General features: G+C 55.8%; 11 protein-coding genes. 5 read left to right on the top strand and 6 right to left on the bottom strand.

Annotation, left to right across the window (positions count from 1 at the left end):
* Positions 1-21: 21 nt before the first annotated feature.
* The 4 genes from CIK95_RS00480 to mraZ are packed head-to-tail and all read right to left on the bottom strand — an operon-like array spanning position 22 to position 4,018.
* Positions 22-2,175 (bottom strand): penicillin-binding protein, encoded by a 2,154-nt coding sequence (locus tag CIK95_RS00480; protein WP_094465973.1) that lies wholly within the window; start codon positions 2,173-2,175, stop codon positions 22-24.
* Complete coding sequence (locus CIK95_RS00485) at positions 2,172-2,630, bottom strand: FtsL-like putative cell division protein (RefSeq protein ID WP_254046376.1); 459 nt, start codon at positions 2,628-2,630, stop codon at positions 2,172-2,174. Before CIK95_RS00485 ends, CIK95_RS00480 begins: the two co-directional genes overlap by 4 nt.
* On the bottom strand, positions 2,627-3,538 hold the full coding sequence (rsmH, locus tag CIK95_RS00490) for a 16S rRNA (cytosine(1402)-N(4))-methyltransferase RsmH (RefSeq protein ID WP_022310673.1): 912 nt from the start codon (positions 3,536-3,538) through the stop codon (positions 2,627-2,629). The genes CIK95_RS00485 and rsmH overlap by 4 nt, the downstream gene beginning before the upstream one ends.
* 12 nt (positions 3,539-3,550) lie before the next feature.
* A complete protein-coding gene (gene mraZ / locus CIK95_RS00495; RefSeq protein WP_094387274.1) occupies positions 3,551-4,018 on the bottom strand; it encodes a division/cell wall cluster transcriptional repressor MraZ in 468 nt (155 codons plus the stop codon).
* Between the two features lie 319 nt (positions 4,019-4,337).
* Between mraZ and CIK95_RS00500 the strand changes: the two genes are divergently transcribed.
* Genes CIK95_RS00500 through CIK95_RS13010 form a run of 3 tightly spaced genes read left to right on the top strand, consistent with a single transcriptional unit; the run spans position 4,338 to position 6,364 of the window.
* Positions 4,338-5,156: a glycerol acyltransferase gene (locus CIK95_RS00500; protein ID WP_094387273.1), complete on the top strand. Its 819-nt coding sequence runs from the start codon at positions 4,338-4,340 to the stop codon at positions 5,154-5,156.
* A 14-nt stretch (positions 5,157-5,170) separates the two neighbouring features.
* On the top strand, positions 5,171-6,166 hold the full coding sequence (locus CIK95_RS00505; protein ID WP_094387272.1) for a GNAT family N-acetyltransferase: 996 nt from the start codon (positions 5,171-5,173) through the stop codon (positions 6,164-6,166).
* A 33-nt stretch (positions 6,167-6,199) separates the two neighbouring features.
* Positions 6,200-6,364 (top strand): hypothetical protein, encoded by a 165-nt coding sequence (locus CIK95_RS13010; protein ID WP_158215043.1) that lies wholly within the window; start codon positions 6,200-6,202, stop codon positions 6,362-6,364.
* Positions 6,365-6,445: 81 nt separating this feature from the next.
* Here the strand turns inward: CIK95_RS13010 and CIK95_RS13015 are convergent, their stop codons facing one another.
* Positions 6,446-6,655 carry a hypothetical protein gene (locus tag CIK95_RS13015; RefSeq protein ID WP_158215044.1) on the bottom strand — a complete coding sequence of 70 codons (210 nt, stop codon included), beginning with the start codon at positions 6,653-6,655 and terminating at the stop codon, positions 6,446-6,448.
* Positions 6,656-6,662: 7 nt separating this feature from the next.
* On the opposite strand from CIK95_RS13015, the gene CIK95_RS00515 reads away from it, so the two are divergent.
* Positions 6,663-7,871 carry a serpin family protein gene (locus CIK95_RS00515; protein WP_158215045.1) on the top strand — a complete coding sequence of 403 codons (1,209 nt, stop codon included), beginning with the start codon at positions 6,663-6,665 and terminating at the stop codon, positions 7,869-7,871.
* 330 nt (positions 7,872-8,201) lie between these two features.
* On the opposite strand, the gene dgt is transcribed toward CIK95_RS00515, so the two are convergent.
* Positions 8,202-9,536, bottom strand: coding sequence for a dGTP triphosphohydrolase (dgt, locus tag CIK95_RS00520; RefSeq protein WP_022310679.1), 1,335 nt, complete (start codon positions 9,534-9,536; stop codon positions 8,202-8,204).
* Positions 9,537-9,645: 109 nt separating this feature from the next.
* Between dgt and dut the strand changes: the two genes are divergently transcribed.
* Positions 9,646-10,083, top strand: a complete 438-nt coding sequence (gene dut / locus CIK95_RS00525) for a dUTP diphosphatase (RefSeq protein ID WP_022310680.1) — start codon at positions 9,646-9,648, stop codon at positions 10,081-10,083.
* Positions 10,084-10,086 lie beyond the last annotated feature (3 nt).

Genomic DNA, 10,086 nt, shown 5'->3' on the forward strand with positions numbered 1-10,086 from the left:
ATATGTATATGTGTATTACGTTTATTCCAATATCAGATGACATCGCTGTCCCTTCACGGCTCTCAGCCCTGGCTGCAGACTCTGCCTGCACACCTTGCCGCGGCCTGTGAGGGTCACCTTGATGCCTCGGCTCTCCATGAGATAGACGGCGTCGCGGGCGCCCATGCCCTTGACATCGGGCACCTTGTTGGCGGGAGTCATCGCCATGCGGTTCAGCGTCACCGAGTGGCGGTTGCGCGGGCCTGTGCCCCCCACGGGCTTCTGGCTGTCATTCCACGGCTGGCCTTGAGTCCTCACTCCCAACGAGTGCAGCACGTTGCCCGCCGAGTTGATGTTGCCTGCCTTCACGTCGGGCACCATGATGCTGTGCTCGTCTTTGGCGTCGCGTACATCCATCTTCAGGTTCTGCGCCATAATGCCCTCCGCAATCTCGCGGAATGCTATTGCGCTGAAACCGCTGGATGCCGGCAGACCCTTTTTCTGTATACATACGATACAACTGTACCGTGGCGCGTCGGCGGGGAAGTATCCCACAAAACTCAGCAGGTATTTCATCGTGCCGTTTCTGTAGCTTCCGCCCTGTGCCACCTGTGCCGTACCGGTCTTTCCGGCTATCTTGAAGGCTTTGGAGCCTGCTTTCTTTGCTGTACCTTTTGACACCACGTGCTCCAGCATGGCCTGCACCTTGCCTAAGGTGCGCTGGCTGCATATCTTCTCATGGCCGGGCACCGCCATTGCAGGGAATGTCATGAGCATCTCGCCGTTCTTGCTGATGCCGGTGACAAAGCGCGGATACATCATGCGGCCGCCGTTGGCTATGGCGTTGTAGAACGCCAGGGTGGATATCGGCGGTATCTGGGTCTCATATCCTATGCTCATCCATGCCAGCGATGTCTTGCTCCAATTGAGCCACTGGCCGCGCGCGTTCTTCTTGGGCATGCGTACTCGGGCAGGAGCGTAACCGTTGAGGGGCAGTTTGAAGTCGGTGGTGATACCTGTGCGGTAGACGCCTTCGACAAACTTCTCAGGGTTTTTGCCGTAGTAGTCTTCCACGATACGGCTGACGCCGATATTCGAGCTCACCTCCAGCGAGCGTGCCATGGTGATGGTGCCATATCCGTTGTGGCGCCAGTTGTGGTCGCGCATGGGTCGTCCGTGCATGTCGTAGATACCGTTGCCGGTCTCCACCACGCGGCTGGTGTCGCACATGCCGTCCTCGAGTACGGTCATCAGCGACACGGTTTTGAACACCGAGCCCGGCTCCATAAGGTCGCTGATGGCGTGGTTCTTCATCTCGTAGAGCTTGCCGTCGGCGCCGCGCTCCATGTTGACGATGGCTTTGATGTCGCCCGTCTTGACTTCCATGACGATAGCCACACCCACCAGTCCGTTTACATCTTTGTCGTTGAGCTGCCCTATGACGGCACGCTCAGCCAGGTCCTGCATGTTCACATCGATGGTGGTCACGATGTCGGCACCATCGGTGGGCGGCGTGTCGGTGATGTCCAGATACTTGTTGAGCACCTTGCGGCGGTGTATGATGCCGTTCTTGCCACGCAGCAGACTGTCGTAGAACTGTTCCAGTCCGTTCTTGGCTTCGTCCTTGCCGGCGTAGAGGGTGCCCAGGGTGCGCTCGGCGAGCGACCCGTAGGGGTGCTGGCGCGAGTCAAAATTCTCGCAGTAGAAACCGCCGGTGTAGCCGCGCAGACGGAACATAGGCAGCTGCTTAGCCTCGCAGTAGGTATTGTAGTCCACGCGCCCGTCATAGATAGACCAGCGGCGGCTCTGCTTTTCCTTGCCCTTCTGCAGATAGCGGCGGTATTCGGCTTTGCTGCGGTTGGGGAACATACGGCTCAGCCCCTCGCTGATGGAGTCGACCTTAGTATCCCAGAGCGAGTCGTTGCCGGCTTCGTGGATGGCCTTGAAGTCGATGAACAGTCTGTATTCGGGCAGCGAACTTGCCATAATCTCGCCATTGCAGCTCAGTATGTTGCCGCGGATGGCCTTTACCGCCACGCTGTCTTTCTTCACGCGGCTTGCCACTTCCATCCAGTATGCGCGCTTGGCGCTCATGATGTAGCCGGCCTTGGCGACGACAATCACCGCCAGCAGGGTCATCATGGTGGCCAGGAAGTAGTATCTCGGCATTACCTTTTTGTTGTCAAACTTGCTCATTTCTCTGGAACATTGATTAAGTAGGGTGGCTGGTTGGACATGTGCAGCGTGCTGTCTTTACATGCCTTGAGCTGTTCGAGCACGCGGCTTTCGCGGCTCATCTCGATAAATCTGTTGTTGGTAGTCTGCGCCTTGTAGCGGGCATCCTTCAGTTCGGTCTGCAACTTGTCGATTTCTATCAGATTGCGCTGACAGCTGTATCTGTTGGAGATATAGATGACGATAAACAGCACGATGAGCAGCAGCAGCCATATCTGGCGGCGTATGGTCGAGGTGTTGAGGATGTCGCCACCCACAATCTTGCTGAAGGTGAGTGCACCCGATAGCGGGGTGTCTTCGTCGGCCACCTGTTTCTTGATGGCTTCGGTCAGCGTAGGCTGGCGCTCGGCCAGTTCCTCTGCGCTGGTGGGCTTGTCTGCCGTGGGCTGCTTTATGTCTTTGTCTTCGTCTGTCATTTCTTTTCTGCTATTCTTAGTTTGGCGCTTCGGCTGCGTGGGTTGCGTTGCTGTTCTTCGTCGGTGGGCACGATGACCTTGTTGTTTACCAGTCTGTAGGGTGTCTCGATGCGTCCGTAGAAGTCCTGTATCATCTTGCCCTCGGCATTGCCCGTCTTCATCACGTTCTTTACGATGCGGTCTTCCAGCGAGTGGTAGGTGATGACCGAGAGTCTGCCGCCGGGAGCCAGCAGTTGGGTGGCAGCGGCGAGCATTTCCTTGAGGGCTTCCATCTCATGGTTCACCTCGATGCGCAGAGCCTGGAAGAGTCGCGCCATGTCCTTCTTCTCGCGCTCGCGTTTGAAGAAAGGCTCCACCACATGCAGGAAGTCCTGCGTGGTGGCTATGGCGTGCTGCTGGCGTGCCTTGACCAGCGCCGAGGCAATGCGGCGCGAGTTCTTGAGTTCGCCGTAGAGGTAGAAGATGTCAGCCAGCGCCTCTTCGTCGTACTCTGCCACGATGTCGGCGGCGGTCTTGTCGGCGCGCTTGTTCATGCGCATGTCCAAAGGGGCGTCGAAGCGGAAGGAGAAGCCGCGGCTCTCGTCGTCGAAGTGGTGCGACGACACGCCGAGATCGGCCAGCAGACCGTCGATGTGGTCTATCTCGTAGTAGCGCATCCAGTTCTTCAGGTATCTGAAGTTGCTGCGTACGAAGGTGAAGCGGTCGTCGTCTACGATGTTGTGTTCGGCATCGGCGTCCTGGTCGAAGCTGAAGAGGCGTGAGCCCTGGGGCAGCCGGCGCAGTATCTCGCGCGAATGGCCGCCACCGCCGAAGGTCACGTCGATGTACACGCCGTCGGGGTGCAGGTTGAGACCGTTTATGCTTTCGTCGAGCAATACGGGTACGTGGTATGTGTCGATTGTTGTCATTGTCGCTGGGTGTTAGCCGTTAGTGTCGGTGTCGCCGGGAGTGGTCATGAGGTCCTCCAACTGTTGCGCAAAGGCGTCGGCGTCCATGAAGGCGCCGTTGGCAGTGTCGGCGTTCCATATCTCGATGGTGTCGTCCATGCCTATAAACCTCACTGCGCTCTCTATATTGGCCATCTTCATATACCGGCGTGGTATCAGGAAGCGGCCGTTGCCGTCGAGCGTGAGCTGCTCTACATCAGAGACAAACTGGCGGAAGAGCTGCTGGTGTTGGGCGTTCCATCGATTGAGGCGCGAGCGCAGCAGGTTGAGCTGCTCGTCCCAGACCGACTGGGGATAGAGCACCAGACAGGGCTGGAAGATGTCTTTGCGCAGCACCAGACCCTCTTCGGCTGCTGTCTGCAGCAGCTTCCTGAAAGCCGAGGGCAGGAACACGCGTCCCTTGGCGTCGGTCTTGGCTTCTATGTTTCCTACAAATCGCATGCGTACCTCTTTTATATATAAATTCGAATTACGTGGTCAAAGATACAACTATTTCCCCACACTGCACCACTTTTCTCCACTTTTTTTTCATTTTTCTTCAAAAACTTGACATGGCGGTTTGCAGGCGCCGTCCTTACCGATGGCGCGGGCGGGGTTAACGGGTGCCGGTTTTTGGGCCACTTTGTCCGTATTTTCCTGCCTTTTCGCGACTATTTGTCAATCATTTTTAGATTTATCACACATTTTATGTCTTTTTTTAGCGTAATTGGAAAAGAAGTATTATTTTTGCACTACCTTAGAAGTTATGAAATAAAACCTCATGGTGGCAAAGACCATAGATATAGACAAGATTCTGGCAGGCAAGATGGGGAAGAGAGCCCGTCTGGTGCCCCGCTTTCTCGTGGCATGGCTCAAGCGGCTGGTACACGAAGACCAGGTCAACCAGTTCCTCGATGACCACAGTCATCTTGAGGGAGTGGAGTGGCTCGAGGCTTGTGTCAAGTACCTCGATATGACCCTCGAGATAGAGGGAATGGAGAACCTGCCCGACAAGAACGACGGCCGGCTCTACACCTTTGTGTCCAACCATCCCCTCGGTGGTCAGGACGGCGTGGCGTTGGGCGCCATCATCGGTCGTCACTACGATGGCAACTTCCGCTATCTCGTCAACGACCTCTTGCTCAATCTGCCAGGACTCAAGCCACTGTGTATAGGTATCAACAAGACCGGCCGACAGAGCCGTAACTTTCCCGCTATGGTCGAGGCAGGCTTCAAGAGCGACAAGCACATGCTCATGTTCCCCGCCGGACTCAACAGCCGCAAGCGCGCCGATGGCTCCATCCACGATTTGCCGTGGAAGAAGACATTTATCACCAAGAGCGTGGAGTGCCACCGCGATGTGGTGCCCATCTTCTTCGGCGGCCGCAATTCCGAGCGGTTCTACCGCATCGCCAAGTTCAGCGACAAGTATCTGCCCTTCAATCTTGCCATGCTCTTCCTCGTCGACGAGATGTATCGCAACGTGGGTAAGAAGTTCAGGGTGGTCATCGGCAAACCCATACCATGGCAGACGTTCGACAAGAGCAAAACTCCGATGGAATGGGCGAATTTTGTAGAAGAAAAGGTTTACGAGCTATAGATAAAGAAGTAATTATGGAACAGGAAATTATCCAACCCGTCAGTAGGGAACTGCTCAAGAGAGAGCTTACGCCCGAACGCCGTATGCGTATGACCAACAAGAGCCATAACGAGATTTATGTCGTTACGGCACAGGAAGCGCCCAACGTGATGCTTGAGATAGGGCGTCTGCGCGAAGAGGCTTTCCGAACCGCCGGAGGGGGTACGGGCAAGTCGGCAGATATCGACGAGTTTGATACCATGGAGAATGGCTGCAGGCAGTTGATAGTATGGAATCCTGAAGAGGAAGAAATCATCGGTGGCTATCGCTATCTGATAGGTACCGATTGGAAGATAGACGACAAGGGACAGCCTGTGCTTGCCACGAGTCACATGTTCCACTTCTCTGAGAAGTTTATGACCCAGTACGCACCCTACACCGTAGAGCTGGGGCGTTCGTTTGTGTCGCTCGGCTACCAGAATGTGCGCAAAAACACCAAGAGCATCTTCGCCCTCGACAACCTCTGGGACGGCCTTGGCGCCCTCACCGTGCTCTATCCCAACCTCAAGTATTTCTTCGGTAAGGTTACGATGTATCCCAGCTATATCCGTCGCGGCAGAGATATGATTCTCTACTTCTTGCGCAAGCATTTTGATGACAAGGAGCACCTCATTGTACCGATGAAACCGCTGGTTATTGAGACTCCCGATGACGAACTGGCCAAGATATTCTGCCATGACGACTTCAAGGAAGACTACCGCGTGCTCAACCGTGAGATACGCAACCTGGGGTACAACATCCCGCCGCTCGTCAATGCCTATATGAACCTCAGTCCCACGATGAAACTCTTCGGAACCGCCATCAACTATGGCTTCGGCGATGTCGAGGAGACGGGCATCCTGATTGCCATCGACGAGATACTCGAGGAGAAGCGCATACGCCACATCGACAGTTTTATCGCCGAGCACCCCGAGGCGCTGCAGCTCACCAGCGGAGCCAACAAGGTGATATACAAGGACGGCTGCAAGTAGGTGCCGCCCCGCATCCTGCCGCCACCCGCCGCCATGCCGATGCTGCTACCAGTGGGCGAGGCAGAGAGCAACCCCATAATGATTGCCGTAATGGACGCTAAGCCCATTACGGCAATTGCCGTTTTGATGCGTATGGGGATGGCTGCGACGCCCGCCGCCACCATCTTCCTGTCCGCCCCCAGACTCACCTCGCCATAGTCCACCGCTGCGCAGCCAAAGGTTGCCGATTCCATCCTCATATCCACCACCAATCCATTGAAAATCATAATTATTACGCAGTTAATTGTTTTTAACTAAAATAATTGTGACCCATTCTGCAATAGTCCTTATCTTTGCCAAAAATAATGTGTGGGCCTGCCTGCCAGACGCAGTGTGCCATAGACTGTTGGCCACGGCTTGCGCCCGTCCCGCCACAAGCGCCCCGCAGATGGCACGGCAGCAGACGACCGACCGATACATCACCGTAATAATACAGATAACTTTAATCATGACCATTATGAAACCGACAAGATTAGCGCTTATGTTGCTCGTAGCAATGGCAACAACCATGTTTGTGGCTTGTAGTAATGATGAAGAGAGAGGCGAAATAGAGCCTATCCGAGTAGAACTTAATCAGGTGACGCAGACCGATTTCGCGGCGTGCAGCAATGGGTTTGCCAACGACTTGCTGGCTGTGCTCGCCGCCCAACCGTCTGCAGCCAAAGGCAATGTGGTGGTGTCGCCCATCAGCATGCAGTATCTGCTGAGCATGATGGCCAACACGGCAAGCGTCGAGGCCCAGGCAGAGGTGTTCGACGCTCTCGGACTCAACAACTACACCCTGGCTGAGACCAACCAGCACAGCAAGGAACTGCTGACGCGCCTGCAGCAGGACGACAAGTATGTCAAGTTGGCGCTTGCCAACAGTATATGGGCCGACGATGACCTGTACATCTTGCCCGAAGTCGTGGCAAACATCGAGGACAACTACAATGCGGATTTCGTAGTCCACGACTTTGGCAACAAGGCCGACGAGGCCAAGCAGCTTATCGACAAGTGGGCAAGCGAGAAGACCCACGGCCTAATCAATAGCCTCAGCCTGAAGCCAAGCTCATCGACAGCCATTGTCCTGGCCAATGCCACCTATTTCAATGGCAAATGGTCGCAGCCTTTTAATGGCAGAAACACTTATCAGGGCGTCTTCCACAACGAGAACGGCACCACATCAAAGGTGGATATGATGCAGGCGTCGGTAGATGCCAAGGTATATGTAGACGGCGATGTCTCGGTAGCCGAACTCACCTATGGTCGCGGCTATTACAGCATGATGATAGTGATGCCCAAGGACATTGGACAGCAGATAACCGACAAGACCGACTGGTGGGGCTTGCACAACAAACTGGTAAGTGCCACGATAGACATACGTCTGCCCAAGTTCAAGGTGCAGAATGAGTTCCAGGATATCGTGAAGGTCTGCCAACAACTGGGCATCAACAAGCTGTTTGAGGTGCAAAGCAATGGAGTGTGCTATGTCAACATGGGGCAGAGCGCGATGATAGATGTCGATGAAAACGGCACCAAGGCTGCGGCAGTAAGCTACGCTGAAGGTTCGTACACGTCGGATAAGCCCACCGAGCCCATCAAGTTCGATCATCCCTTTGTCTATGCCATCCGTGAGAATACCACGGGAACCATCCTCTTTATCGGCAAGGTGGGGCAGCTGTAAGACATCGCGGGCGCAGCCGCATCTCGTACGGATGTCGCTGTCGCGGCTGCTGCAGCGATGATGATTGGGCTGAAAGCCAGTGTCTTCACCCGCTTGCTGACCATGATTGGCGGCTCGTGCCTATTGATACGAGGGCTCGTGCCTTATGGTACGTGGCCGCGTGACGGAAGGCACGAGCCCACGTATCATAAGTTACGAACCCGCCAGGATATGCTCCAGACTCGCCAAGGGGGCTGCGGCGGTGCTGTCGATGGTCGCGGCGCCGCTATAGATAAACAGCAAGGGGGAACCGGTCATTGCCGGTTCCCCCTTGCTGTGCTGTGTGGCGCGTCAGATGATGGGCAGCGAGATGCCGTTAATCTTCTGGTAGATGTCCAAGGCATAGATGTCGGTCATGCCGCTGATATAGTCGATGACAGCCATGAGCCGTGTCTCCAGGTCATCGCTCTGTATGTCGTACTGGCTGCTGAAGCGCTTGATAAGTTGCTTGGAATGAAACTTCTCGGGGCTCACGGCAGCGCTCACGAGGTCGCGCATCAGTGTCTCCATAATCTTGTAACCCGACAACTCCACGTCGAGCACTATCTTGCTTTGATATATTCTCTCTTTAGATACCTGCGTGCATCGCTTGTAGGCGTTGCGGGGCCGCTCGGAGATGGCTTTGATGAGGCTGCCCTCAAATGTGCCAGCCAGTATCTGGCTCTCGTGGTCTACAAAGGCATGCACGCACTCGTTTTCGAGCAGTCCCACGACACACGCCCTCATATACACCACCTTCTCGTTGACATCGGTCACCCCGTCTTCCTCCACCCGCTGCAGGATGCTGGCGCGGGTGTCGCTGTCGAAGAAGCCCAAGAGCAGGTCTTCGGTCTCCTGATAGGTGAGCAGCTTGAGCTTGTGGGCGTCTTCGATGTCCATAATCTCATAGCAGATGTCGTCGGCCGCCTCCATGAGGTAAACCAGCGGGTGGCGGGCATAGCGCAGCGGCTCGCCGTCGGCAGAGAGGCGCGCGATACCCAGCTCGTCGGCAATCTTGCGGTAGGAGTCTTCCTCGGGGGCGAAAAAACCGAACTTGCCATGCCCTCCGGCTTCAGACGAGGCAAAGGGATATTTGACGATGCTCGCCAGGGTGGAGTAGGTCATGACAAACCCGCCCTCGCGCCTGCCGTGGAAGCGGTGGGTAAGGATGCGGAAGGCATTGGCGTTGCCCTCAAAGTGGGTGATGTCGTCCCAGAAGCGGTCGCTCACCCGGGTGCGCAGCTCCTGGCCCTCGCCCTCGGTGAAGAACGCCTGTATGGCTTTCTCGCCACTGTGGCCGAAGGGCGGGTTGCCCAGGTCGTGCGCCAGTCCGGCAGTCTGGACGATGGTGCCAATCTCCTCGAAGAGCGTGCCCCTCAGTTCGGGATGGCGCTCGGTGAGGATGCGTGCCACGTCGTCGCCGAGCGACTTGCCGAGCGACGAGACTTCGAGCGAGTGGGTCAGACGGTTGTGGACGAAGATGCTGCCGGGCAGGGGGAACACCTGCGTCTTGTTCTGCAGACGCCTGAAGGGCGCCGAGTAAATGAGACGGTCGCTGTCGCGCTTGAACTCCGAGCGGTCGTCATGCCGCTCGTGCCGCGTCTCCTGTCCGAGACGCTTGTTGGAGATAAGTTGTTGCCAATTCATAGCCACAAAAGTAGTGGAAAAAACCCTAATTATATTCTTTTATCATAAAAAAGTGAATAATGTGGTCAGAATTAGTTATTTTTGCATGAAAAATCAAATCAGCATGACTATGCTTAACGTCAAAGTAATCAACAAGGGGCACCAGCCCCTGCCCGCGTATGCCACCAGCCAGAGTGCTGGCATGGACCTGCGCGCCAACATCGACGAGTCGATAGTACTTCATCCCATGGAGCGCCGCCTGGTTCCCACCGGGCTCCATATAGCCCTGCCGCAAGGCTTCGAAGCCCAGATACGCCCTCGCAGCGGACTGGCACTGAAGCACGGCATCACCGTGCTCAATACCCCCGGTACCATCGATGCCGACTATCGTGGCGAACTGATGGTGCTGCTCATCAACTTCTCTGATACCGACTTTGTCATCAACGACGGCGAGCGCATCGCCCAGATGGTGGTGGCGCGCCATGAGCAGATAGAGTTCCAGCTCGTCGACGAGCTCGACGATACCGAGCGCGGTGCCGGCGGTTATGGTCATACGGGGGTGAAATAACCT

The sequence above is a fragment of the Prevotella sp. P5-108 genome, assembly GCF_002251385.1.
Lineage (GTDB): Bacteria > Bacteroidota > Bacteroidia > Bacteroidales > Bacteroidaceae > Prevotella.

Bases quoted from the DNA above. Each gene is read 5' to 3' on its own strand.
- CIK95_RS00480 (WP_094465973.1), bottom strand. From the start codon at position 2,175: ATGAGCAAGTTTGACAACAAAAAGGTAATGCCGAGATACTACTTCCTG.
- CIK95_RS00485 (WP_254046376.1), bottom strand. From the start codon at position 2,630: ATGACAGACGAAGACAAAGACATAAAGCAGCCCACGGCAGACAAGCCC.
- rsmH (WP_022310673.1), bottom strand. From the start codon at position 3,538: ATGACAACAATCGACACATACCACGTACCCGTATTGCTCGACGAAAGC.
- mraZ (WP_094387274.1), bottom strand. From the start codon at position 4,018: ATGCGATTTGTAGGAAACATAGAAGCCAAGACCGACGCCAAGGGACGC.
- CIK95_RS00500 (WP_094387273.1), top strand. From the start codon at position 4,338: ATGGTGGCAAAGACCATAGATATAGACAAGATTCTGGCAGGCAAGATG.
- CIK95_RS00505 (WP_094387272.1), top strand. From the start codon at position 5,171: ATGGAACAGGAAATTATCCAACCCGTCAGTAGGGAACTGCTCAAGAGA.
- CIK95_RS13010 (WP_158215043.1), top strand. From the start codon at position 6,200: ATGCCGATGCTGCTACCAGTGGGCGAGGCAGAGAGCAACCCCATAATG.
- CIK95_RS13015 (WP_158215044.1), bottom strand. From the start codon at position 6,655: ATGATTAAAGTTATCTGTATTATTACGGTGATGTATCGGTCGGTCGTC.
- CIK95_RS00515 (WP_158215045.1), top strand. From the start codon at position 6,663: ATGAAACCGACAAGATTAGCGCTTATGTTGCTCGTAGCAATGGCAACA.
- dgt (WP_022310679.1), bottom strand. From the start codon at position 9,536: ATGAATTGGCAACAACTTATCTCCAACAAGCGTCTCGGACAGGAGACG.
- dut (WP_022310680.1), top strand. From the start codon at position 9,646: ATGCTTAACGTCAAAGTAATCAACAAGGGGCACCAGCCCCTGCCCGCG.